At 50.6% G+C, this 23351-nt stretch carries 24 protein-coding genes and 1 pseudogene; 20 read left to right on the top strand and 5 right to left on the bottom strand.

The genetic code is table 11. The features are described 5' to 3' along the window. Positions 1-255 precede the first annotated feature (255 nt). From JZI27_RS22450 to JZI27_RS22435, 4 genes are read left to right on the top strand one after another with little or no spacing between them, the layout of a single operon-like run. Positions 256-933 (top strand): ABC transporter ATP-binding protein, encoded by a 678-nt coding sequence (locus tag JZI27_RS22450; RefSeq protein WP_251243713.1) that lies wholly within the window; start codon positions 256-258, stop codon positions 931-933. Beyond that, entirely contained in the window at positions 890-2089 is a 1200-nt protein-coding gene (locus tag JZI27_RS22445; RefSeq protein WP_280209372.1) for an efflux RND transporter periplasmic adaptor subunit, read from the top strand. The genes JZI27_RS22450 and JZI27_RS22445 overlap by 44 nt, the downstream gene beginning before the upstream one ends. Before the next feature lie 13 nt (positions 2090-2102). Then, on the top strand, positions 2103-4970 hold the full coding sequence (locus tag JZI27_RS22440; protein ID WP_280209371.1) for an ABC transporter permease: 2868 nt from the start codon (positions 2103-2105) through the stop codon (positions 4968-4970). A 4-nt stretch (positions 4971-4974) separates the two neighbouring features. Further along, a complete protein-coding gene (locus JZI27_RS22435; protein ID WP_122910750.1) occupies positions 4975-5868 on the top strand; it encodes an ABC transporter ATP-binding protein in 894 nt (297 codons plus the stop codon). Here JZI27_RS22435 and JZI27_RS22430 read toward each other — a convergent pair. After that, positions 5851-6459 carry a MerR family transcriptional regulator gene (locus tag JZI27_RS22430; protein ID WP_280209370.1) on the bottom strand — a complete coding sequence of 203 codons (609 nt, stop codon included), beginning with the start codon at positions 6457-6459 and terminating at the stop codon, positions 5851-5853. The genes JZI27_RS22435 and JZI27_RS22430 overlap by 18 nt on opposite strands. A gap of 220 nt (positions 6460-6679) precedes the next feature. Here JZI27_RS22430 and JZI27_RS22425 point away from each other — a divergent pair, with 220 nt between their 5' ends. From JZI27_RS22425 to JZI27_RS22415, 3 genes are all read left to right on the top strand, one after another. After that, the gene (locus JZI27_RS22425) at positions 6680-6916 is read left to right on the top strand and encodes a hypothetical protein (protein ID WP_183185230.1); all 237 of its coding nucleotides are present in this window, start codon (positions 6680-6682) and stop codon (positions 6914-6916) included. Between the two features lie 102 nt (positions 6917-7018). After that, on the top strand, positions 7019-7207 hold the full coding sequence (locus tag JZI27_RS22420) for a DUF2642 domain-containing protein (RefSeq protein ID WP_122910748.1): 189 nt from the start codon (positions 7019-7021) through the stop codon (positions 7205-7207). A gap of 165 nt (positions 7208-7372) precedes the next feature. After that, positions 7373-8068, top strand: a complete 696-nt coding sequence (locus JZI27_RS22415) for a metal-dependent hydrolase (RefSeq protein WP_122910835.1) — start codon at positions 7373-7375, stop codon at positions 8066-8068. A gap of 62 nt (positions 8069-8130) precedes the next feature. Here JZI27_RS22415 and JZI27_RS22410 read toward each other — a convergent pair whose 3' ends face one another. Next, positions 8131-9429 (bottom strand): amidohydrolase, encoded by a 1299-nt coding sequence (locus tag JZI27_RS22410; protein WP_280209369.1) that lies wholly within the window; start codon positions 9427-9429, stop codon positions 8131-8133. Positions 9430-9598: 169 nt separating this feature from the next. Between JZI27_RS22410 and JZI27_RS22405 the strand changes: the two genes are divergently transcribed. From JZI27_RS22405 to JZI27_RS22355, 12 genes and pseudogenes are all read left to right on the top strand, one after another. Next, positions 9599-10456, top strand: coding sequence for a MurR/RpiR family transcriptional regulator (locus JZI27_RS22405; RefSeq protein ID WP_122910746.1), 858 nt, complete (start codon positions 9599-9601; stop codon positions 10454-10456). Positions 10457-10472: 16 nt separating this feature from the next. Continuing rightward, positions 10473-11516 carry a serine hydrolase domain-containing protein gene (locus tag JZI27_RS22400; protein ID WP_251243721.1) on the top strand — a complete coding sequence of 348 codons (1044 nt, stop codon included), beginning with the start codon at positions 10473-10475 and terminating at the stop codon, positions 11514-11516. A 67-nt stretch (positions 11517-11583) separates the two neighbouring features. Beyond that, positions 11584-12909, top strand: a complete 1326-nt coding sequence (locus JZI27_RS22395; RefSeq protein ID WP_251243722.1) for an ABC transporter substrate-binding protein — start codon at positions 11584-11586, stop codon at positions 12907-12909. A 112-nt stretch (positions 12910-13021) separates the two neighbouring features. Continuing rightward, on the top strand, positions 13022-13921 hold the full coding sequence (locus JZI27_RS22390; protein WP_251247971.1) for a carbohydrate ABC transporter permease: 900 nt from the start codon (positions 13022-13024) through the stop codon (positions 13919-13921). A gap of 16 nt (positions 13922-13937) precedes the next feature. Continuing rightward, the gene (locus JZI27_RS22385) at positions 13938-14780 is read left to right on the top strand and encodes a carbohydrate ABC transporter permease (RefSeq protein WP_280209376.1); all 843 of its coding nucleotides are present in this window, start codon (positions 13938-13940) and stop codon (positions 14778-14780) included. Beyond that, positions 14767-15645 (top strand): annotated as a pseudogene (locus JZI27_RS22380) (N-acetylglucosamine kinase); the annotation flags it as partial. The gene JZI27_RS22385 and the pseudogene JZI27_RS22380, both read left to right, overlap by 14 nt. Further along, the gene (locus JZI27_RS25125) at positions 15591-15749 is read left to right on the top strand and encodes a c-type cytochrome (protein WP_415783079.1); all 159 of its coding nucleotides are present in this window, start codon (positions 15591-15593) and stop codon (positions 15747-15749) included. The pseudogene JZI27_RS22380 and the gene JZI27_RS25125, both read left to right, overlap by 55 nt. Then, a complete protein-coding gene (murQ, locus tag JZI27_RS22375) occupies positions 15749-16654 on the top strand; it encodes an N-acetylmuramic acid 6-phosphate etherase (RefSeq protein WP_251243724.1) in 906 nt (301 codons plus the stop codon). Before JZI27_RS25125 ends, murQ begins: the two co-directional genes overlap by 1 nt. 286 nt (positions 16655-16940) lie before the next feature. Then, entirely contained in the window at positions 16941-17273 is a 333-nt protein-coding gene (locus tag JZI27_RS22370) for a DUF3870 domain-containing protein (RefSeq protein ID WP_122910740.1), read from the top strand. Positions 17274-17294: 21 nt separating this feature from the next. Then, positions 17295-18506: a sensor domain-containing diguanylate cyclase gene (locus JZI27_RS22365; RefSeq protein WP_122910739.1), complete on the top strand. Its 1212-nt coding sequence runs from the start codon at positions 17295-17297 to the stop codon at positions 18504-18506. Positions 18507-18632: 126 nt separating this feature from the next. Continuing rightward, on the top strand, positions 18633-18761 hold the full coding sequence (locus JZI27_RS22360) for a hypothetical protein (RefSeq protein ID WP_280209367.1): 129 nt from the start codon (positions 18633-18635) through the stop codon (positions 18759-18761). 84 nt (positions 18762-18845) lie between these two features. Then, positions 18846-19391, top strand: coding sequence for a class I SAM-dependent methyltransferase (locus JZI27_RS22355; protein WP_280209375.1), 546 nt, complete (start codon positions 18846-18848; stop codon positions 19389-19391). 58 nt (positions 19392-19449) lie between these two features. Here JZI27_RS22355 and JZI27_RS22350 read toward each other — a convergent pair whose 3' ends face one another. The 3 genes from JZI27_RS22350 to JZI27_RS22340 all read right to left on the bottom strand — a co-directional run bounded on the left by JZI27_RS22350 (position 19450) and on the right by JZI27_RS22340 (position 20539). Continuing rightward, on the bottom strand, positions 19450-19776 hold the full coding sequence (locus tag JZI27_RS22350) for a GlpM family protein (RefSeq protein WP_280209366.1): 327 nt from the start codon (positions 19774-19776) through the stop codon (positions 19450-19452). 166 nt (positions 19777-19942) lie between these two features. Beyond that, on the bottom strand, positions 19943-20338 hold the full coding sequence (locus JZI27_RS22345; RefSeq protein WP_280209365.1) for an accessory gene regulator B family protein: 396 nt from the start codon (positions 20336-20338) through the stop codon (positions 19943-19945). Further along, complete coding sequence (locus JZI27_RS22340; RefSeq protein ID WP_122910736.1) at positions 20339-20539, bottom strand: helix-turn-helix transcriptional regulator; 201 nt, start codon at positions 20537-20539, stop codon at positions 20339-20341. 562 nt (positions 20540-21101) lie between these two features. On the opposite strand from JZI27_RS22340, the gene JZI27_RS22335 reads away from it, so the two are divergent. Further along, positions 21102-23330 carry a hypothetical protein gene (locus JZI27_RS22335; protein ID WP_280209364.1) on the top strand — a complete coding sequence of 743 codons (2229 nt, stop codon included), beginning with the start codon at positions 21102-21104 and terminating at the stop codon, positions 23328-23330. Positions 23331-23351 lie beyond the last annotated feature (21 nt).

Raw genomic sequence — 23351 nt, 5'->3', positions numbered from 1 at the left:
AAAGTTTAAGTGCGCTAAAGCGCTAAAAAGATTAGCGGAAGATAGTATAAGTGCAACTAAGGCTCCGCCAAAAGGTTGGCGTAGCCAAGTTTTCTAATACTATCGGAAAGTGCTTGAATGCTTAGCGATATTTTGATGCGAAAGAGACTTTATTTTTGTTAATATTCCATTAATTCCATTTTTAGTTAATTGTGCTATCATTATGCTTTTAACAAGACTACAATTCTTTTTTGCAAGAATTAATAGGGGGTAGTCATGCCGTACATCGCGGAAACAAAAGAGATGGAGCGTGTTTTCGGAAGTGGTGTCACAGCGGTTCGCGCACTTCAGGGGGTCAATATACGTGTGGAAAAAGGGAGGCTCCTCATCTTGAGAGGAAGGTCAGGCTCAGGAAAAACGACCCTGCTCAATCTGCTAGGTGGATTGGATCGCCCAACAAGAGGAGAGGTATTCTATCAGGGAAAAGAGATAGGCAGTCTGCCAGACCGAACACGCACGAAGATCCGGAGAGAAGGGATGGGATTTATATTCCAATCATTCGGACTATTCCCACTTATGTCCGCAGCTGAAAACGTAGAGTTTGGACTACGGCTCTCCAGAATTCCTGCAAGGGAGTGGAAGGGGAGGGTGAGTGAATCACTGGAGCTCGTCGGTTTGACAAAGCGCGCCAACCACCGACCCTACGAGCTGTCAGGCGGAGAGCAGCAACGCTGCGCGATTGCCAGAGCCGTTGCACATCGCCCGGAGCTGCTTTTGGCTGACGAGCCGACTGCAGAGCTGGACAGCAGGATGGGGAAGCAAATCAGCGGCGTCTTTCGCAGACTGGTGGATGAAGCAGGAATGAGCATTGTCATGACGACGCATGATCCGAGTGTGATGGAGGTGGCAGATGTTGTATACGAACTGGAAGACGGTTCTATTATCAAAAGCTAGTATCTCTCGTGTAACGAAGAGTCTGGTTGCTATAGCCTGCATGAGCGTGCTGCTCACGGGCTGTTCCCTGTTTCCCAAGGAGGAGCCGATGCTGGCCCCGCCATTGGTAGAGCCTGTGCAAGTCACCTATGAAGTCGCCGAGGTGACGAAAGGAACGATTACGAAAAGCATCAAGGGATCGAGTACCTTTACCACAGTGGACAAGAAAGAGCTCTCTTTTCCCGAGACAAAGGGGTTGCGTCTGATGTCGTTCGCGGTCAGCAACGGCGAACTGGTCAAAAAAGGACAGGTGCTTGCTGAGCTTGATGCAACCGAGCTGGAAAGAAGCATCGAGATGGCTCTCTATGAGGTGGAAAAAGCCAAGCTGGAACTGCAGGAAGCCCAGCAGGATAACAAGTACGAGGTGGAGGAAGCCCGCTTGAACGTCGTCAAGGCTGAGATGAATGCCAAGGTCAGCGAGACCAAGCTTGCCCAGATCGAGCTGGATCAAGCCAGGCTGAAGCTGGCGGAGCTGCAGGACCCCAAAAGGCGTGAATTTCAGGTTGAGCGTGCCAAGCTGAATGTCAAGCAGCGTGAGATGGACTTGTCCAGTCTGCAAAAGAGATTGGCGGATACCAAGCTGGTCGCTCCGATGGATGGAGTGGTCCTCTTTGTCAGCAATGAGCAGGTGGGAGATGAGGTAGATGCGTATCAGCCCCTCGTGACCATCGGAGATCCGAACAAGCTGTTTATCATCTATACAGCTCCTGAACGCGAGGCGCTGAAGGATGTGAAGGATGGGGTCAAGGCGACCATCAAGCTGCCGGATGGAACAATGGAAGAAGGCGTTGTTGTACAGACTCCGTTGAATGTACCTGATCAATTACCAGAGGATCTAAAGCGCCTGTATCAGCGCAGCATCCTCATTGCGCCAGCCAAGCCGATAAAGGGGATGGAGGTCGGCAGCTCCGTCGTCTTCGAAATCGTCATCGATCAACAGGAGGATGCCGTCATCATTCCGATCAAAGCACTGCGCGGGTTCAACGAGAGAATGTACGTGCAGGTTTTGGACGAGAACGTGAAAAAGGAAGTAGACGTCACCGTGGGTATTAAGACAGCGACAGAAGTTGAAATCATTAACGGGCTACAACCGGGCCAGCTGGTCATTCTGGATTAGGGGGGAACACAGCATGGCTATGCTGCAGATGATTCTGCGAAAAATGCTGAACAACCGCTGGCTCGTCGGGAGCCTGCTGCTCGGGCTGGTTGTCGCAGTCGGATTGATGTCGAGCATCCCTGCATTTACGAATGGCGTGCTGCAGCGTTTATTCGTCAAAGACATGGAAGAGTATCAGCAGGTAGTAAAAAGTTTTCCTGGTGGCCTCCTGGTTTCAATCAACCAGGATTTTGGTGCCCAGGACGGAGCCATAGTGCTTGCCCACTTGAAGAACGTGATGGAAAACGAAATCATTCCTTCGCTTTCAACACCCTTGCTCGATCAGGTGACCGTATTGAGGTCGCTTCCCTTCCAGTCGGTATTGCAGGATCAAATAACGAGTTCACCGGAAACAGCGATTCTCTATTCGTTCACGAATCTGGATCAGCACATTACCTTGATCGATGGGCATTTGCCCGCAGCTGAACCTGTGGATGGAGTGTTAGAAGCCCTCGTAACAGAAAAAGGGTTAATGGAACGCAAGATGGTGCTGGGCAACATCTACGAGTTGACGACAACTCACGCAGATGTTGCGGCAATACGCATCAAGCCGGTAGGAGTTTTCAAGGAAAAAGAAGGCAACGATCCCTATTGGTTTGCCAGATCTGCGGAATACAACAAAGGGTTCATTTTGCATGAAGAGCTGTTTCGGAAGACGTTTTTGGAAGAGAACAATCTCGTTCTCGCAATCCGCTATTACCTGGCTTTCCAATATCAAGAGTTTCAGTTTATCGACAAGGAAAAATTAATGTCCGTCGTGCCTGAGCTGGAAGAAAATCTGGTTCAGTTCGGTCTGAAAAAGTCAGATCTCAGCATTCAATTTCCCGTCAGTTCCATCACCCAAAAATACGATGAGCAAAACCAGCATTTTCGGAACATTCTCTGGTCTTTGTACGTTCCCATCATTATCATGCTGGCGATCTATCTCGTGATGGTCTCAGGCTTGATCGTCGAACGTCAGCGCACAGAGATCGCCGTTCTCGGCAGTCGCGGGGCAGGGCGGGGACAGATTTTTGGCATCTATTTTGTGGAAATTATCATTTTGGGCTTACTCGCCTTGCTGATTGGACCATTTGTCGGCATCCAGCTCAGCAAGATTTTGGGGATCTCCAACGGATTTTTGCAATTCGTTGATCGGACGGGGATCGAGGCACAGATGAATGGCGAGGTCCTGATCTATGCCGCATGGACCGTACTTGGCTGCATGTCCCTGTTGCTCATCTCGATCTTTTTCGCGACGCGGCAAAATATTGTGACACATAAGCAGAACGCAGCCAGAGTCACGGGTCAGGCGATGTGGCACCGACTTTTTCTGGATGTCATACTCTTACTGATTTCGTGGTATGGCTGGTATTCCTATCAGAATATGATCGAGAACGCAGAAAAAGCGGCAGAAGACTCCGTACCGATGTCGGTGGATGTGCTGTTGTTTTTTATCCCGGTCCTGTTCTCCCTAGGGCTTGGTCTCCTTTGCCTGCGAATCTACCCTTGGCTGCTGCATGGAATCTATTGGCTGGGCCGCAGGTTCTGGCCGATCTCCGTGCATACCACCCTGGTTCAGGTAGGGCGGGCTTCCCGGCAGTATCAATTTCTCATGCTGTTTGTGACCATCACGGTCGCGATCGGTATGTTCAGTGCGAGTACAGCCAGAACCATCAATCTGAATGCGGAAGAGCAGATCTTTTACCAGAACGGCACTGACATTCGCCTCATGGTGGACTGGATCAATGACAAGCCGGTGGTGTTCCTCCATCGCAATCCGGCGATGCAAGAGGGATCACCAGGACCTGAGTCTCCCAAGCCGCCCATTCAGTATGTAGAGCCTGATTTCTTGCCCTTTCAACAGCTTCCTGGCGTGGAGCATGCAACGAGAGTGTTTGTTCACCAGATGGCGGAGGCAAGCGAGGGGAGGCAGAGCGTCAAGGAAGTCACGCTGATGGGAATCGATCCCAAGGAATTCGGACAAACGATTTGGTGGAAGCAGGGACTATTGCCGCATCACATTCACGATTATCTCAATTTGTTGGGCAAAGAACCCAAGGCTTTATTGATTTCCCGCACCCTTGCAGACAAGCTGAAGGTAAAAGAGGGGGATACCATCATGGTCGGGTGGAAGAACATTCGTCCCGTGGAGATGATCGTATACGCCATCGTCGATTACTGGCCAGGCTGGAGTCCGGTCGGGAAAGACTCCATTTATTCCTCGAAGCAGAAGGAGAAGTACCAGATGGTAGCCAATCTGCCATACATCCAGAGCAAATTGCATATGGAGCCTTATCAGGTCTGGCTAAACCTGCAGGCAGAAGCTTCCTCGGAAGCACTCTATGAGGGGCTGATTCAAAACGATACGAGACCTACTTTTTTGAGCAATGCGCGACAGCTGTTGATCGAAACCAAGAACAGTGCCTTCTATCTGGGGGTAAACGGTTCGTTGACACTCGGCTTTTTGTTGTCGATGCTGATTACGTTCATTGGCTACGTGATGTACTGGGTGCTTACGCTTGGGGCACGCAAATTGCAGTATGGGGTTTTTCGGGCAATGGGGATGTCTTTTGGCAGCCTCGTTCGCATCATCGCATGGGAGCAGTTCTTTACCTTTGGCGTTGCTTTTGTGATGGGAGTGGCGGCAGGCAAGCTTGCGAACATGCTGTTTTTGCCGGCGCTGAAGCTGTATCTGCATGCTGAAAAACAAATTCCTCCCTTTACGATCACGTCTTCCGCACAGGATGAGTGGCTGATCTATTCCTTTGTGGCCATTACCCTTGTGGTCGGGATCGCGATAGTCGGAGTCATCCTTTCTCGCATGCAAATTCATCAAGCTGTGAAGCTCGGGGAGGATTAGACACATGATCGTCTGTGAAAATTTGGTAAAGATCTACAAGGCAGCTGACTTGGAGGTTGTGGCCTTGCAGGGCTTGGACCTTACCGTGGAAGACGGCGAGCTGATGGGGATCATCGGAAATAGCGGAAGTGGAAAATCGACGCTATTAAACATGCTGGGTGGGCTGGATCGGCCTTCAGCAGGCAAGCTGTTCGTGGCAGGGAAAAACCTGTTTCGCTTATCGCAGGCTGAATTGATCCAGTATCGACTCCGTACGGTTGGCTTTGTCTGGCAGAACAATGCGCGCAATCTGATCCCTTACCTGTCTGCGCAGCAAAACGTGGAGCTGCCCATGCTGATCGCAGGACAGCGAAAACGCGATCGTGCAGGCGAGCTGCTGGAGATTGTCGGCTTGGGGCATCGAAAAAAGAACAAGCTGAATGAACTGTCCGGCGGGGAACAACAGCGCGTAGCCATTGCGATCGCCCTGGCCAACCAACCGAAGCTGCTTCTCGCTGACGAGCCGACCGGAAGTGTGGACAGCCGCACAGCAGCGATGATTCTGGATCTTTTTCAGGAATTGAACAGGTCGATGGGGCTTACAGTGGTGATCGTGACGCATGATCTGGAGATCGCCAGAAAGGTGGACAGAGTCGTGGCGATTCGCGATGGAAAGACCTCGAGTGAAATCCTGCGTCGGAGCAGTGCCGGTGAAGAGGGGGAAGAGACGGGGCGAAGCGATATCGAAGTGGAAACCCATGAGGAATGGGCTGTGCTGGATCAGGCTGGGCGCATTCAGATACCTCAGGAGTACCTGCAGGAAATCGGAGCAGATGGAAAGATGAAAATCGAACTGGAGGAAGGTCGAATCGTCCTTTATCCACCTCCCCCCAAACATGCATCAGTGCAAGCGAAATAGTCGATGCCACAACGAGCTTTTTTGCCGCTCCTGCTGCATTCTGGCTAGCTGCACCTTGGCGTCGAGGATGTCGTTCATCGCTTTAGTCAAACGGCGATCCCGCTCCTTCAGACTGGAACGAATATATGCTTCTTGCTTCTCCATGCGCTCCAGCAAGGCGTGATGGGCGATATCCTGCTGTTGGACGTGGCTGGCTAAAGCCTGAAGCTTTGCGTCCCATTGCTCTGTGTTTGGCACATGTACCGGCATGGGTATTGAGGCCGGAGCTGGAGCAGGTACAGGTGCAGGTGCCAACGTGGCAGCGCTTTCCTTTCTCGTCGCATCAGGGGACTGGTGACTGACAATCATGTGGGCGGCTTCCTCCTGTGGAAAAAGCTGATCCTTGGTCAACCGGTAAAACCGCTGGAGTGCGGCTACGTCGATCTGGCGGTATTCCCGACGGTTTTGACTATCCCGCAAAAACCAGTATCCATGCTGCTCCAAAAGCATGCTCCATTTGCGCAAGGTGCTTGCTCCGATTCCCAGCATACTGGCTACCTCTTTGCCGGTGTATGTCCTTTCTCTGGCTACCAACTCAATGACGTTTCCCATCTACCATCCCTCCTGACTCGTCCGCTTCTACTTAAGCTTCTTTCGTTGAGAGGGCTGGTTTTCCTGTTTGAAATCGTGCGACAAATTCCTGCAGTCTTCGGTCTTGTCAGCTTTTTTCTTGTTGCAGTTTTGCCTATAACAGGGTGATATGTCGATTGGAGGGAAACCGTGTTGTCCTGAAGAATAAGGGGAGCACAGTGTCTAATACGGAGGGATCAATATGGATTCTGTCGTTGACTATTACACCGGTTTTGGGGCCTATTTTTTCAATTTGGAAGACATCGAACCCTTTATGGAATCGATCGGATTTGAAACCCTGGATTTGATTGGCTCCACCAACATCGGGACACTTCTGACAGCGGACCAGAGCCATCCGTTATGGGGGTCTCTTCACACCTGCTCTATATGGGTCGGAAAAAATGTTGAGAATGGACGTGCCCCTGTCTTGATGATGTGACGAATAACCAGCGGATACACGTACATTTTCGGTCAATCTCCGCATTTGCTCTAGGAGGGCTATGCCAAACGTACATAAGATGCAGAAGAAGGAGGGATTGACATGGCATTTAAAGACCAGGTGAAAAAATTTGAAGGTAAAAACGTCAGAGTAGAGACTGTGGATGGGACCTTTACAGGTAAACTGGTGGAAGTTAAATCTTCCACGATTATCTTGCGTCAAAACGACAATCGTAGGACCATTATTCGTGATTCCAAGATTGTTGCTGTAACGGAGCACGACGATTGCTAGGAAGGTTTGCATTGTCTTTGTTCCTCAGGCTGTCGAGAGATCGGCAGCCTGTCTGTTTTGGATTATTTGTACCTATGCAGGTACGAGCAAGAAGGATGTCAGGAGGGGTATCTTCGTGGTAACATAGAAATGTTGAGACAAGATACCAGGAAAGCAGGGGATACCATGTTGGACATCAGATATCACGGACATTCTACCGTGCAGCTGTCGATCGAAGGACATTCGATCATCATTGACCCGTTTATCACCGGTAATGCGCTTGCAACAACAAAACTGGCCGACATCCAGGTTGAATACATACTATTGACACATGGCCATGGGGATCACATCCTGGACGCTGTAGAACTGGCGAAGCAAAATGACGCCACGATCATTGCGACCCATGAGTTGGCCACTTACATGGGCTGGCAGGGAGTAAAGGCAATCGGAGTGAACCTGGGCGGATCGCTCAAGCTGCCTTTTGGCAAAGTGAAAATGACGCATGCCTTCCACAGCTCCGGCGTCGTTCTGGATGACAAGCAGCAAATCATCTATATGGGAATGCCGGGTGGCTTCATCATCGAGCTGGGAGGAAAAACCGTATACCATGCGGGCGATACCGGATTGTTCGGCGATATGAAAATGCTTGGCGACCGTCATGATATCGATCTGGCCTTCTTGCCCATCGGCGATCATTTCACGATGGGACCAGAGGATGCAGTGGTCGCAGCGGAGTGGGTAAAAGCGGATTACGTCGTGCCGATTCATTACAACACATTCCCACCCATCCAGCAGGACGGAGATGCTTATGTAGCGGAGCTTGCAGAAATGGACATCAGAGGCAAAGCTTTGAAGCCAGGAGAAGCGCTTCGCTTGCCGTAAATGCGCCGATAGTATGTCAAAGAGCCGTCTCTAGCAGAGAAGCGGCTCTTTTTTACCAATCCTTACAGTCCCTCCACCAATCTAGCCGCACGCATCGTTGCTTCCCGGCGCAGCTCTTCCCAGGAGATGTGTGTAAATTGGCGATTCTTCATCAGGATTTCTCCGTTGACGATGGTCGTATCCACATCGGCTCCTGTCGCGCTGTAGGCGATTAAGGCGTGGAGGTCGTGTACAGGCTGCATGTGAGGTGCATTCAGATTGATCAGGATCAAATCAGCTTTCTTTCCTGCCTCGAGAGTACCAACCTCGTGATCAATCTGAAGCAGCTTGGCGCTTTCGATCGTAGCCATGCGCAATACCTGCTCTGCAGGCAAAAGTGTCGGGTCGCCGTGCTGGAGCTTTTGCAGCCAGGTAGCAGCCTTGATTTCAGCAAACATATCCAGTGTAGTCGCGCTGCCAGCCCCATCGGTTCCGAGCCCTACAGTGATGCCCTGCTCCAGCATGTCGCGCACGGGCGCGATACCGCAGCCCAGCTTCAGGTTGCTGACCGGATTGTGAGAGACTCCTCCACGCATTCCGCGAAGCAGGCGAACATCCTCGGTAGACAGATGAACAGCATGAGCTAGCAGGACGTGGTTGTCCGTGAACATGCCGAGCTCGTACAGGTACTGCGTCGGTGTCTGGTTGTAGCGATTTCTGATTTTTTCCACTTCCTCCACCGTTTCAGCAAGATGGATGTGAATCGGAATCTGCCGGCTTCTTGCCAGGTCAATGATTTCGCTCATGGGCTGGGGTGGGCAGGTATAAGGTGCATGGGGACCCAGCATGGTGGTGATTCTACCATTTGCTGCTCCACTCCAGGTGTCGATCAGATGGAGAGCCTCCGTCATGCGCTTGCCTCCGTCATCTTCGAGAAAGACAACTCCACGAGTCAGCGACGCGCGCATACCGCTGTCTTGCACAGCCTGTGCCACCTGATTCATGTGCACGTACATGTCGGCAAAGCTCGTCGTACCGGAAGCGATCATTTCGGCGGCTCCGAGCATCGTTCCCCAGTAGACATCCTCTGGAGTCATGCGTCCTTCAGCTGGAAGCATTTTTTTATCCAGCCAATCCATCAGCTTGAGGTCGTCCGAAAAAGCGCGCAAGAGCGACATGCTTGCGTGGTTGTGAGCATTGATCAGCCCCGGCATCGCGACCATTCCCACTCCAGTGATCACTTCATCTACAGGCTGCTTCCGCTCGATAGCAGGCCCTATCTCGGCAATTCGTTCCCCTTCGATGAGCAGATCTCCGACAAAAGGGAGTTCACCCTCGCGCATGGTAAGAATCGAGCAGCCTTTGATCAACGTTCTTTTCATTTTCTTCCCTCCAGTTTTGTGGTTTAGCTGCTTCCAACGGTAAAGCTTGACGTGGCGGGAAGGTCAAGAGGCGACATTCGTGAAATATTGTTTAGTAAAATGCGATTGACGAAAGAAATAATACTTCCTACAATAAGAATTAAGATTGGCTGAAAGTGACGGTGGCGGAATGTTAAACGGAGGTTTAGTCAGTTTACAAACGATATTGGACGAATTGAAGCCGTCGGAGCAGAAAGTGGCCCAATACATACTGGCTCATCCGGAAGAGGTCGTAAAGCTCTCGGTGCAAAAGCTAGCTGAGCTGAGCGGTGTATCGGAGGCGACAATCATTCGTCTGGCCCGTTCACTGAACATGAAGGGTTATCAGGAGCTAAAGCTGCGCATTGCAGGAGATCTGAATAAGCAAAGCAATGTGGGCAGCTATCAGGAGATCATGATGGAGGGCTCGGTCGATTCGATCATGCAGGCCGTCAGCTGGAACAACATCCAGTCCATCCAAGACACGCTGTCTGTGCTTTCCAGTGACGAAGTAAAAAGGGCGGCAGATGCCGTGACCCAAGCACGAAAAATTGACGTATACGGAGTAGGCGCTTCTGCCGTGATCGCGGCGGATATCAAGCAGAAATTTTCGCGAATTGATCTCTGGTGTGAAGCCTATGCGGATTTTCATGCCCAGCTCACCTCTGCCGTGACATTATCAGAGAAAGACGTCGTGATCGGGATCTCATACTCCGGTCAGACAGAAGATATCATTCAATCCCTCACAGAAGCCAGACAGCAAGGAGCTACGATCATTACCTTGACCAAATTCGGTCCCTCTCCCGTCGCTGATCTGGCTGATATACGTTTGTTTACCAGCTCAGTGGAAAAAAGCATTCGGAGCGGTGCGATGGCATCTCGTATCGCCCAATTGAATGTCATCGATATACTGTTCATCACGATGGTGAGCAGACAGCAGGAGGAAGTGATTCCACTGCTGGAAAAAACGCGTGTGGCAGTCAGCAGGACCAAGCGAACATCCGGTTAAAGGATGGTGAAAGGGTATGGACAAGGTAAAAAAGCTTTTACAGGATTGGGTCGATGAGGGGCTGTTGCCAGGAGCTGCATTGCGCGTCATACGCGATGGCCGTGTCTGGTACGCCTGTGAAGTAGGTACGACTAGCATCACAAAAGAGCAGACCGTGACGTCTGATACCTTGTTTGATCTGGCGTCGTTGACCAAGGTTACCGCAACGCTACCAGCAGCATTGCTGCTGATGCAGGAAGCTCAAATGGCTCCAGATGATCCGATAGGTCGTTTTTTTTCAGACTGTCCGTCAGATAAAGGTTCAATTACGATTGCGCAGCTGCTCACACATACGTCAGGGCTCCCAGCCGATTTGGCACAGCGCAGGCGAGATGATATTCTTTCTTTGCCATCTCTGATCTACCAACAGTCTTTAATACATAAACCTGGTACAAGAGTCGTTTACAGTGATCTGGGCATGATCTGGCTGGGGTTATTGATTGAAAAGCTGACTGGGGAACGATTGGATGCTTACGTGGAGCGGCGTATATTCCGTCCATTACAGATGCATCATACCTTTTATCGTCCGAATAAAAACCTTTTTCAAAATATTTCGTCTACCGAATTTTCGTCGCTGCTTGGCGGGTATATCGTCGGGGAGGTTCATGACGAGAAGGCTTGTGCAATGGGCGGAATCGCAGGGCATGCAGGATTGTTTTCTACTGCTGACGACCTGGCCAAATACGCCATCAGCTGGCTGTATGATGATCAAAAGGTCGTGAGCACCGCATGGAAAAGAAGAGCGATCCAATGTCATACGTCAGGGCTGGGAGGCAGTCGCGGATACGGCTGGGATTTGAGGGGCGCAGATACAGCGAGCAGCTGCGGTCAAGGATTTCACCCCGACAGCTATGGACATACAGGATTTACCGGCACCAGCATGTGGATCGACCCCGTTCAGGAATGGGCTGTCATTTTCCTGACTAACGCTGTTCATCTCGGACGAGATCACCAGCTGCGCCGCTTGCGGCCGATCCTTCACAACGCTGTCACGGCTCATCTTCAAAAGAGCCTGACTTGATACATTTGCCTGCCCGACTGGGTGAGCAGAAAGAAACCAGCTTTATCATAATGGGGGAGGGTTTAGCATGAAGCAATTCCGTTCTCGCACAGCAGCTTCCATCGTATTGGCAGCTGTGATGACACTGGTTGGATGTAGTGGAGGAGGCGGCAGCGGCACTGCCACACCTGGCGGAGAACCCACAGCCAATCCGGGTGGCAGTCAGGCTGGAAGTCAGGGAGGGGGCGAACAGGTCACGGTATCCATGCACAGCTGGCGTGTAGAAGACACAGAAGGCTACGCCAAGCTGATCAAGGCTTTTGAAGCAGAAAACCCAGGCATCAAGATCGACTTCAAGCCGTTCAAGGCGACAGAGTACAATACGATTCTCAATACAGCCCTGCAAAGCGACAGTGGTCCCGATATCCTGCAGCTGCGTCCTTATGCTCCAGGGATTTCGCTTGCAGAGGCTGGCTACTTGGAGCCCCTCGACAATCTTCCAGGTATGAACAATTTTCCCAAAGACGTTCTGGCAGCAGCCACAGGCAAGGATGGCAAAGTGTATGGCGTGCCGTTGTCACTCAACTCCACCCAGTTTTTCTACAATAAGAAAATTTTTGCGGACAATGGTTTGACGGAGCCCAAGAGCTGGAACGAATTACTTGCGACTGCCCAAGCTTTGAAGGATAAAGGCATTGTTCCCATTTCCTTCGGAGCCAAAGAAGGCTGGCTGCTCTCTCTCAGTCACGGTGTGATCGCCCCTGGCACCTACAATGGCAATCCATTTGTAGAAAAGCTGATAAAAGGGGAGGCAGACCTGAAAAGTCCTGAATTCCTTCAATCGATTCAACGCATGAAAGAGCTGGTTCCTTATTTCCCGGAAAATTATGTGGGCCTTGAATTGAATGACATGCGGACGTTGTTTGCGACAGAAAAGGCAGCCATGTTCATCAATGGCAGCTTCGAGCTGGAAGGCATCCAGAAGCTGAATCCTGATCTGCAGCTCGACTTCTTCCCCATGCCGACAGAGGATGGAAAGGCCGTTCTGACGACTTGGGTGGATGGCTCCTATGCTGTCAATGCCAAGGCGAAGCACAAGCCCGAAGCACTCAAGTTCCTGGAATTTATGGCAACGAAGCAATTTGGCGAGCTTTTTGCAAATGAGTTCAAGCGGATTAGCGCTGTGCCAGGTGTGACGACCGATAATCCGATTGTGAACAAGATGGCAGAATTGTCACAATCCAGCTCGACCCCCTATTTGATGGTTGTTCATTTTGCAGAAGGGAAGCCGACGACCAAGCAGACGTTGGAAAATGCCCTGCAAGGCATGTACCTTGACAAGATGACCCCAGAGCAGGTGGTAGACGAAGTGCAGAAGTCAGCCGCCAGCTGGTTTGAGCCATTCAAGAAATAAGCGCAGGTAAAGGGCGGGGGCGAGGAAGTCATTCCGTTCGTCCCCGAAAATGATCGAGGAGGTGGAGAAGATCGGTACTTCCGGGAGATCAACGATCAAACCAAAGGGTCGTTTGCGATGGCTCGTCCATTTGTTTCCCTTGCCTGCACTCGTGATCTATACGCTGTTTGTCGTCTATCCCATCTTCTCCGCATTTACGTATAGCTTGTACGAGTGGAATGGTATCAAAAGAGGCATCTTTATCGGATTGCAGAATTTTCTGACGTTGTTTCAGGTGGAACCCTTTAACACAATGTTCTGGAACGCCTTTGGACACAATGTGATTTACTTCATCGTGGAGATGATTGTGCAAAATGGCATCGCGTTTGCACTCGCTTTTTTTATCTACCGGAAAATCCGCGGCTCCGGATTTTTAAAGATCGCCTACTTCATGCCGAGACTGCTCTCTGTGATTGTGGTTGGGTTTTTGTGGAAATTGATTCTGAACCCGAATTACGGGGCGCTCAATACATTCCTGGCAAAGGTGGGGCTGGAATCGTGGGCAAAGCCCTGGCTGGGTGATCCAGATACAGCCTTGCTCGCCATTATTTTGGTGAATTGCTGGTTTGGGATCGGGTTTGCCATGCTTATTTTTTTGGCAGGCCTGCAGTCCATTCCGGAAGAGCTGATCGAAGCTGCCAGGCTGGATGGGGCCAAGGGTCTTCATATGCTGGTAAAAATCATTTTGCCGCTTTGCATGCCAGCGATTACGATCATGACGATCTTTACCTTCATCCAGGCGTTTGAAGCCTTTGAGCTGGTCTATGCGATGCAGGGGTCGATGGGCGAGCCATTCCGATCCACCGACACGCTGGCTGTTTACTTTTACCGTTTGGCCTTTAGCAGTACGGGAGGCTCAGGAGATGTGGCGATCGGTCTGGGTTCGGCTCTTGCAGTTGTGTTGTTTGCGATCGTCGCCTCGGTGTCCGCCATTTCTCTGTATCTGATGCGAAAAAGAGAAGTCCAGCACTGAGGAAAAAGGTACCGTGATGAAGGGGGGATCAAAACTGAAAACGAGCCCGAGTGCCCGAGCGATGCAGTATGTGTTTGCCTATGTGTTCATGCTGGTGGCGATCTATCCCATCGTGCTGATGATCGCCTCCTCCTTCAAAACAAACATGGAGATCTTTTCAAACCCGCTGTCTCTTCCCCAGTCGTTTAGCCTGGATACGTACAAAAAATTGTGGGAAGCCGTACCCTTTGGTGACTTTCTGCTGAACAGTGTGATCGTCAGTGTGACCTCAGTTGTGCTGATTGCTGTATTTTCGGCGATGGCCGCATTTTACGTGTCCCGTTTTTCCTATCGGTGGACAGGATTGCTTTACTTTTATTTTCTGGTAGGACTGATGATTCCAATCAAGCTGGGGATTGTCCCTTTGTTTTTGCTGATGAAAAACCTTGAATTGCTCAATACACTCTGGTCCCTCATCCTGATCTATACAGCAAGCGGCATCCCGATCTCCGTGTTTATTTTGACGGGATTTTTCCGGACGCTGCCTGTCGAACTGGAGGAAGCGGCGCGAATCGATGGCTGCAACCATTTCCAGGTCTTTTGGCGAGTCCTGCTGCCTTTGATACGTCCGGCTCTGGGGACCGTGGTCATTATTAATTTTATCAGTGCCTGGAACGACTTTTTCTTTCCGCTGATCTTTATTCAGGAGGAAGCGCTCAAGACCATACCGGTTGGCATGATGGTGCTGTTCGGGGAGTATGAGACAGACTGGAGTCTGCTTTTTGCCGGGCTTACGCTGTCTGCACTGCCCATGATCGGTGTGTTCCTGATGGCGTCCAGGCAATTTATGGAAGGGCTGACGGCAGGTGCAGTTAAGTAAACAAGAGCAAGGATGGATTATCGGAATCGACGGAGGCGGGACGAAGACGAAAGCGGCGATTTGCGACCGTTCAGGCAGGGTGGCTGCAATCGTCACAGGAGATGCCTCCAATCCACTGTCCAGACCTTGGTCCGAGGTAGAAATCACGATTCGCCACTTGATCGAGGAATTGGTCAGGCGAGCAGCTATTCGAGCATCGTGTGTGGATGCGATCTATATGGGCTTGGCAGGTGCGGATCGTCCTGCCGTGTCCGCTCAGATCGAAGCTTCGTTTGGACCGGAATGGCAAGGTCGTCTTTTTATCGATAATGATGCCGTGCCAGCTCTCTATTCCGGCACGTGGGGCGAGCCAGGCGTGGTTTTGATCGCGGGTACGGGCTCGATCGCCTATGCCGTCCATCGCAGCAACCGTCGATACAGGGTCGGGGGCTGGGGGTATCTGTTAGGCGATGAAGGCAGCGGCTTTGATGTGGGCAGGCAGGGAGCGGTCGCTGTGCTGAGAGCTTTTGACGGACGTGGGGAAGCAACGACACTGACCCAACTGATGCTTGATCATTACGGATTAAAAGCACCAGATGAGCTGATCGCCTACATATACGGAAGCGACAATCCGCGAAAGCAGCTGGGAGATTGCAGCCGACTGGTGGAGGAAGCTGCCAATCAAGGAGATGAGGTGTCGTTGCGCATTATTCATCAGGCTGCACGCTCGCTGGTGGAGCTCGTCGGTGCTTGCCACGCGAAGCTGGGAGAGGAGCTTCCGGTTGTCCTGGCAGGGGGATTGTTGACAGCTGAGACAAGAGTGAGGCGGGAATTGATGGAAATGGCGTCGTTTGCGATCTGTACACCAACTGTGCCACCTGTCATCGGAGCGCTGGTGGCGGGAATGCAAAGGCTGGGCCGTCAGCTGGATCCAGACGGAATCAGGCAGCTTCAAATGCTACAGGGCGATGGGGAAGGGAGCAATGTTGATGAAGGATAACCTGCACGAGCTTCAGACCGAAATGCGCAATACGGCGAGCGAACAACTGGACCAGATGACAGCGCTGGAAGTGGTCACCTTGATGAATGAGGAGGATCAGAAGGTTTCACTTGCTGTGAAGCACGCCCTGACAGAAGTCGCAGCTGCTGTGGAGGTGATCGTTCAGGCAATGGAGCAGGGCGGACGGCTGCTCTATTTCGGCGCAGGGACCAGTGGTCGGCTCGGTGTATTGGATGCTTCAGAATGCCCGCCTACCTTTGGTACGGACCCTTCGCTGGTGCGTGGGATCATTGCGGGAGGCTCTGCCGCCCTGGTCGAGGCGATTGAGGGAGCAGAAGATTCGCTGGAGCTAGGACGCGAGGATGTGGAGCGTGCCGGAGTTACAGCCAAGGATGTCGTAGTAGGGATTGCCGCTAGCGGTCGGACACCGTATGTGCGTGGAGTCCTGGAAGGAGCAAAGGAGAAGCAGGCGAAAACAATCTCTCTTTCCTGCAATCCCGACCCGGATATTAGTCATGGTGTCGATGTTTCGATCAACGTCATGGTGGGTCCTGAGGTTGTCACGGGGTCGACGCGGCTCAAGGCGGGAACAGCGACGAAGATGATTCTGAACATGCTGACCACCGCGAGCATGGTCCAGCTCGGGAAGGTTTACGGCAATCTGATGGTAAATCTGCAGGCTACCAACCGAAAGCTGCGGGAGCGTGCCAAGCATATTGTTATGCAGGTGACCAATCTGGGCTACGAAGAAGCAGAGCAGCTGATCACAGCAGCCTCTGGAGATCTCCGCGTTGCGATTGTGATGCAAAAGGCCGCTTTGACGAAGGAGCAGGCAGAAGAGCGATTGCGTATAGCGGGAGGAAAAGTGCATCAGGCGATCGCAGCATCCAGCTGAACGAAAAAGAGACCTTTTCTCTTATGAAGGTCTCTTTCTTCCTTTCTGCACATTTCAAGCAAGGAAAGGGATGGAAACAGATAGAATTATAAGGTAATATTAAATGTGAACAATATGTGTTGACGTCTTAGGCTATTTCTGCAATCAGGGGTAGCCGTTTTCTCGTCTCAGACGAGGGGACGAACGATGTGTACATGCATCGTCTTTGTCTGCCATACTCTTACCCTACATTCAATAGGGTTTTGTGAAATGAAATGGAGAAGCGTTATTGGGGGGCACGTAGCGGATGGAGGGATGGGCACAGAAGAATACGGTATTAACGGCTGGTTTTGCTCAGATTCCAAAAGGGACAACCTTGTATGAAGTCTCTACCATAGTAGGTTGTGTATTAATCATTGATGCAGATCATGATTTGATATGTGATGCCAGTTTTACATTCGTAATGGAGAAGACGAGCGAGTTTCTGGTAGCTTTGCTGGTGGGAAAATCGATTGCGAACGGAATGAAAGAGATCACGCCGGTCGTACAAGAGCGCTTTTTGGGTCCAGGTCAGGGGGCCGTTCTTCAGGCGATCCGCGCTGCAGTCGATCGTTACCACGAAAAAAAAAACTTGAGCTAGCCAATTGCCGGAGGGTTGTACATGCATGAAGGTTTTTCAGACAATGAGGTGTATGCACGACAATTGTTGGAAAGATATACTCACTGGTTGAGCCGGATCGAGCTGGTGGACCGGACAGAGCTGGAAGCAACCTCGCGCGAGATCAAGACAGAGCTGTCGGGGATCGACAGCGACCTGCACGGACGGCTGTTGCAAGAAATTGGAGCACTGCAGGAAAAAGTTTCTGAGATGTTATGGATGTCAGAACATATGAAAATTTTGCACGATTTAAGCCACACCTTTGCGAAAACCTTCGACGAGAGGCAGATCACGTGGAAGGCGTTTGAGCTGGTTTCGCGCGTCATGCGTGCAGATGCGTTTTTTATCGCTTTCTATGAGGAAGGGGATACCGAAATCCAGATTCCGATCAGTGTGGATAGCGGCATCAACTACGGCCCGTTGATGATTCCCTACGGTCAGGGGATGATCTCCAAAGTGATTGAAAACGGAGAAACGATTCATATTCGCACCATGCGCGATGAGCCGAGTGAACCGGAGATGATTCGCTGGGGAAGTCCGGAAATCGATACGAATACTTGTATTTTTGTTCCTCTGATGGTCGGCAAGCAGGTGATGGGGGTTATTTCCGCTCAATCCTATCGGGAGTTTGCCTACAAGAAGGAGCATGAAGAGCTGTTAAAAATTATTGGATTCCAGGTCGCGAGCGCGATCGAGAATGCGCGGTTGTATGAAAGAATGTATCAAATGTCTTTTCAGGACGAGATGACTGGACTGTCCAATTATCGGGCTTTTCACCGCGATCTGGACAAGCTATTGGCCAAAAACAATCCAGTCGCTTTGATCATGCTGGACTCCGATAGCCTGAAATCAGTCAATGATCACTATGGGCATCATCTGGGAGATGAACTGATCAAGCGTATTGCGGAGGCGATGCAGGCGGTGGCCACAGATGAGGACACCACTTATCGATATGCCGGAGATGAGTTCATGCTCCTGGCACCTGAAGCGACGCTGGAGGAGGCGACCGAAAAGGCAAGTGCAATTCGGGAATATTTGCGCATGCATCCTCTGGTGCAGGACAATTGTTGCATACCTGTCACGGTCAGTGTGGGCATCGCGTGTTATCCTTATGATGCGGCCACTGGAGACAGCCTGAAGCGGGCAGCAGACGCAGCGTTGTACAGCTCCAAGCGAAAAGGAAAAAATTGCACAACCGTCTACGCAGTTGGATAATCAAGCGAGGGGCTGTCCCAATCGATCACGAGGGATGCCTCTTTTCTTTCGCTCTGCTGTACCTGTGAATACAGATCAGTGCCAACGCTTTAAGCTACAGGGGGTGAAAAGGATGAATCAGGTCACATGATTGGAACTTGTCAGATTGCAATGGAATGGGATTGCCGTACCCATTCGCAGCGAAAAGCCAAATTTTCGATGCCTGAAGCCATTTCGTTGCTTTATTGCATGGACATTCAACTGGTCGAAGATTGAAGGCTACATAGGGGAGCGACTGAATTTGCATATACATGAGCATGCGTGGTCCGACGAAGGCGGTGCTGAGACATCGACGTGAACATGTGGTTTCCTTTAACGGTGGTTGTACTTGGACTCGGTGCCGTGATCTCCATCGTCTGGACGAGCTGGAGAAACGGAATTTCGCCAATGCCCGCTTCCGCTCTCGTTCGTCAGGCAGTAGCGAATGAAGTGAATCGTCTTCAGGGGACAGGAACCCTCGTAGAAGCAGGATCGGGCTGGGGGACGCTGGGAATACATCTGGCAAGGCACTGCCAGGGGTGGCGAGTGGTCGGCGTCGAGAACTCGCCGGTTCCATTACGAGCTTCACAGCTATTAGTGCGTCTTCACTTCGGAGTGGATGCGAAGGCCTGGGCTGCTTTTCGAAGAGGAAACATCTATTCCTGGTCCTATACGGATGCGTCTGTCGTCGTATGCTATCTATACCCAGGTGCGATGCAACGGCTGAGTCCCATTCTCTCCCGTCAATTGATGCCAGGAGCCCTGGTGATCAGCGTATGCTTCGCGTTGCCTGGTTGGACGCCAGAGAGAGTCGTGACGTGCAGGGATCTTTATCGGACAAAAGTTTACGTATACCACGTAAAATAGCTAGCCAGTTCCCATGATGGTGAGGGAAGCTGGCTAGCTATTTTGTGTATACCTTGTCTCAAGCAAAAAAATACTTACATCCGATCATATAAATAATGTAAATGATGACGGCACCGATTACAGCATCTGAAGGCTTAAACCATTTGGTCAATAGATAAATGCTGCTAATAAAAATCACGGCCCCAAAAGCCCCAAAAATAGCATTTTTTTGTGTGATTCGAAAATCGACAAAGCTCATGTTTTTCATTTGTAAGCTAACATTGATCAAGGTCATGATAGGGAGTAATGTAATAATGCCTGACAAAAATAAGTATTTGGATTTACTTAGAAGCGATGCGCAGACCAAAATGGTTCCGCCTATAAAAAACTGTAAAATATAACCCACGATGTTTCCCACCTGACTGATGACGATCTCTAGATGTAAAATCCTATCTTTTTTATAGTATAATTGAACTTTTGTGTAAAGAGTCTTTATTTGATAGTTCGATAAACAAAGCCAGCCAAACACATTTTTCGTGTAATGACTGGCTTTTTGTTACGGTGAGAGCGGTTTAGCGATACTGCCGGGAAACCAGCCATTCCGTCAGTGGCAGGATAATAATCGACAAGGAGAAGACGAGTAAAAGGGTCGTGTTTTCCCGACCAAACAGCCACTTGTCGACAGCTAGAGCCAGCAGCAACAGAACGACCAGGACAAAGTAGCTGATCTTTGCACTTTTCATGGTGATATGGCGCCCCAGCTCCTCATCCTGTCTGGGTCCGTTCGGATCGTCAGGTGTACCCCATGTAATGGCAGACAGAAATGCACTCAAAACGATTGCGCACGAAATGATTTCATTAAAGCCAACCGTTTGGCCGGTCAGCCACATGTAAAAGGTGTAACCGATGATAATGGCGCTTGTCACCCCAAAGATCGTGCCGCCCCATTTTCTTGTTGAATATCGCATTTACCGCTCCTCCTCGTAATGAAACAACTCGTCGACTGTGATGGCTAGCTGCAGTGCCAGCTGAAAAGCCAGCTTGAGGCTGGGATCGTATTTGTTGTTTTCGATCGCGTTGATCGTCTGACGGGAAACGCCGCATGCCTTGGCTAATTCATCCTGTGAAATGCCCTGCTGTTTGCGCAGCTCCCTGATCTTGTTTTCCATAGGATCAAAGGCTCCTGTATGTAAAAGATATTTTACATTTTCAGTGTAAAAGAGGACATTCCGAATGTCAAATATGTTTTGAGAAATGTTCCTACTTGAAAAATTATAATTTGGAGGAGAGAAAGGGGAGCCATCATGTACGATGTCATCATCATCGTGTGCAGCACACCCTATATATAGAAGAAATTCGTGGATGGCGCATGAGATGCGTCATTTTTTTATATCAGAAGCGGGGGTGGATATGGTAGCAACCTACCATTTTTCAGCGGGATTAGGAAAAAATAGGTTGGAACAGTGGTACCTGTACGCAAGGGAGAGTGGGTCAATAGACAGGGAGGGTTGCAGGACTTCTTGCCAAAAAAACTAGGACAATATAAGTAATTACTATTGAATATTAAATTTCGATTACAAATGTTAATTAAATAGATTAGTGAATTCAGTCTATGGGACAGTTGGAGCATAGTGTATACAATTTACCCAGAACCTCGACCCGAAGCACGACGAAGCAATTGCCACTCCATCGTACGCTGATGATCCGGGTATCGAAGCGGAGGTAAGCAACATGGAACAGAAAAGGAGACGTCCATATCGCTGGGTGTTCATGGTGGTGATCATGGCCATCGCAAGCACCTCGTTGTGGTTGTATTTGGATGTTAATCAAGTAGAAAGCATGGAGATCAAGAGCGGAATTCAGTTGAAATTTCGCACGAATGAGGATCAGCTGGAAATCTATCAGGGGCAAACCTGGCAGCCCTTTTTCGCGAAAGGAATCAATCTGGGAGCCTCTTTACCCGGCCATTTTCCGGGGGAGCTGCCCATTACAAAAGAGGATTACCTCCGTTGGTTCGCGATGATCGATGAGATGGGGGCTAATGTAATCCGCGTCTATACGATTCACCCCCCTGCGTTCTATGAGGCGCTCGTATCGTTTAACCAGCGCAAAGAAGGAGAGCCTCTCTATCTGATGCAGGGTATTTGGAGTCCAGAGGAACTGTTGATCGAAAAGCAGGATGCGTTCTTGCCAGAGATTCGCGATCAGTTCCAACAGGAGATACGGGATGCAGTCGGGGCTGTATATGGCGCTGTTACCCTTCCTGAAAAGAAGGGCAAGGCTGGCGGCAAGTATCGGGCCAACGCTGGACCTTACGTCATCGGGTGGCACACAGGGACAGAATGGGACCCTGTGATGGTCCAGAAAACCAATCAGATTCATAAAGAAATGGAGCCGTACCAGGGAACGTATTTCCGTGCTTCAGACCAGGCTACCGCCTTCGAGTCCTGGATCGCGGAAAAAGTGGATATCGTGGCGCAAGAGGAGAGCAAATACGGCTGGCAGCATCCGATGACGTTTACCAACTGGGTGACGACAGACCCGCTCAGCCATCCCGGGGAGCCCATCTACCATGAAGACATGGTGAGCGTCGATCCGACACACATTGAACCGATTCATTGGGATGCGGGTTACTTTGCCTCGTACCATGTGTATCCGTACTATCCGGATTTGTTTCGTTACGATACAGGTCTGAAGACGGTGAAGAACGACACAGGGGAGATCGATACGTACAAAGCGTATTTGCGCAAGCTCAAGGCGTATCATCAAGGCATGCCTGTCATGGTTACAGAGTTCGGAGTGCCAGCTTCATGGGGCAATGCCCATTTCGGTGAACTGGGACGTGATCAGGGGGGGCATACCGAACAGCGCCAGGGAGAGATTGACGCACAGCTGATGCGGGAAATTCACTCCGAAGGCTACGCTGGAGGAATTTTGTTCGTTTGGCAGGATGAGTGGTTCAAAAAAACGTGGAATACGATGAAATTCGAGCTGCCCGAAGATCGCCGTTCCCTCTGGTTGAATGTATTGACCAATGAAAAGCTGTTCGGTGTTCTTGGCATGCACGCAAGTAAAGAAGACGTGCTGACCATCGATGGTGACAAATCGGATTGGGAGAAGCTCGCAGTAGAAGAAAAGCAGAAGCTCGACGTGAAGGTGCATGGTTTTGAAGAAATATGGATGACGCATGACGAGGGCTATGTGTACGTGCTTGCACAGCTGGAGAAAGCCTTTGATCCCCTGAGCCAATCGCTTTACGTGGGTGTCGATACGTTGCCGGGTGGCAATAAAAAAGCGGCAGAGCTAGGCAGCATGACGCTGGATGAAGGCTTGGAAACCTTGATTCTACTGGGTCAAGAAGGAAGCGACATTCGCATCGCCTCCAACTACGATTTTCACACCCGTCTGTACGGCAAAAGGTACGGAATGCTTCCCCTGAAGGAAGAAGAGCTGCGGGACAACTCGGGAGTCTTTGTTCCCTGGAAGCTGGCTGTCGGTCTGGAAATGGAACCGCCGGACAGCAAGACCTATCATCCAAAGGAAGAAGTGATTGTTGGAAACCTGCGCCGAGGAACAACAGCATGGGATCATCCCGACTACAACTCCTTGGCAGCCTGGGAGACAAAAGACAAGATCGTCGAATTGCGGATTCCCTGGATGCTGCTTGGTTTTACTGACCCCAGCTCCCTTCAGGTGATGAGCTATCAGGACGAGGGGAGAGATTTCGTCACAGAGACGACCCGAGGCATTCGAATTCTCCCCTGGATCAGCGATAAAGCAGGGGATGAACCCGGGACAGTCGAGCAGGCAGGCAATCCCTATCCGTTGACTCGTTTACCGATCTATAGCTGGGAGCCTTGGGAAGAAGTTCGTTATCACGAACGGAAAAAACAAAGCTATCCGCTGACACTAGCGTTGCATAAAAAATGTGTATGTGATTTGTCGAAGTATTCTGAATGACATCTTCAGCTTCACAACCAA

This window comes from Brevibacillus sp. AY1 (assembly GCF_029870785.1).
GTDB classification, from domain to species: Bacteria; Bacillota; Bacilli; order Brevibacillales; family Brevibacillaceae; genus Brevibacillus; species Brevibacillus invocatus.
This window is presented reverse-complemented; position numbering and strand designations above follow the sequence as displayed.

Coding starts and splice junctions, on each gene's coding strand:
- JZI27_RS22345 (WP_280209365.1), bottom strand. CDS start 20,338: ATGCGATATTCAACAAGAAAATGGGGCGGCACGATCTTTGGGGTGACA.
- JZI27_RS22430 (WP_280209370.1), bottom strand. CDS start 6,459: ATGGGAAACGTCATTGAGTTGGTAGCCAGAGAAAGGACATACACCGGC.
- murQ (WP_251243724.1), top strand. CDS start 15,749: ATGAAGGATAACCTGCACGAGCTTCAGACCGAAATGCGCAATACGGCG.
- JZI27_RS22450 (WP_251243713.1), top strand. CDS start 256: ATGCCGTACATCGCGGAAACAAAAGAGATGGAGCGTGTTTTCGGAAGT.
- JZI27_RS22425 (WP_183185230.1), top strand. CDS start 6,680: ATGGATTCTGTCGTTGACTATTACACCGGTTTTGGGGCCTATTTTTTC.
- JZI27_RS22360 (WP_280209367.1), top strand. CDS start 18,633: ATGATTGGAACTTGTCAGATTGCAATGGAATGGGATTGCCGTACCCAT.
- JZI27_RS22385 (WP_280209376.1), top strand. CDS start 13,938: ATGAAGGGGGGATCAAAACTGAAAACGAGCCCGAGTGCCCGAGCGATG.
- JZI27_RS22415 (WP_122910835.1), top strand. CDS start 7,373: ATGTTGGACATCAGATATCACGGACATTCTACCGTGCAGCTGTCGATC.
- JZI27_RS22370 (WP_122910740.1), top strand. CDS start 16,941: ATGGAGGGATGGGCACAGAAGAATACGGTATTAACGGCTGGTTTTGCT.
- JZI27_RS22405 (WP_122910746.1), top strand. CDS start 9,599: ATGTTAAACGGAGGTTTAGTCAGTTTACAAACGATATTGGACGAATTG.
- JZI27_RS22410 (WP_280209369.1), bottom strand. CDS start 9,429: ATGAAAAGAACGTTGATCAAAGGCTGCTCGATTCTTACCATGCGCGAG.
- JZI27_RS22445 (WP_280209372.1), top strand. CDS start 890: ATGTTGTATACGAACTGGAAGACGGTTCTATTATCAAAAGCTAGTATC.
- JZI27_RS22420 (WP_122910748.1), top strand. CDS start 7,019: ATGGCATTTAAAGACCAGGTGAAAAAATTTGAAGGTAAAAACGTCAGA.
- JZI27_RS22355 (WP_280209375.1), top strand. CDS start 18,846: ATGTGGTTTCCTTTAACGGTGGTTGTACTTGGACTCGGTGCCGTGATC.
- JZI27_RS22335 (WP_280209364.1), top strand. CDS start 21,102: ATGGAACAGAAAAGGAGACGTCCATATCGCTGGGTGTTCATGGTGGTG.
- JZI27_RS22340 (WP_122910736.1), bottom strand. CDS start 20,539: ATGGAAAACAAGATCAGGGAGCTGCGCAAACAGCAGGGCATTTCACAG.
- JZI27_RS22435 (WP_122910750.1), top strand. CDS start 4,975: ATGATCGTCTGTGAAAATTTGGTAAAGATCTACAAGGCAGCTGACTTG.
- JZI27_RS22395 (WP_251243722.1), top strand. CDS start 11,584: ATGAAGCAATTCCGTTCTCGCACAGCAGCTTCCATCGTATTGGCAGCT.
- JZI27_RS22440 (WP_280209371.1), top strand. CDS start 2,103: ATGGCTATGCTGCAGATGATTCTGCGAAAAATGCTGAACAACCGCTGG.
- JZI27_RS22365 (WP_122910739.1), top strand. CDS start 17,295: ATGCATGAAGGTTTTTCAGACAATGAGGTGTATGCACGACAATTGTTG.
- JZI27_RS22400 (WP_251243721.1), top strand. CDS start 10,473: ATGGACAAGGTAAAAAAGCTTTTACAGGATTGGGTCGATGAGGGGCTG.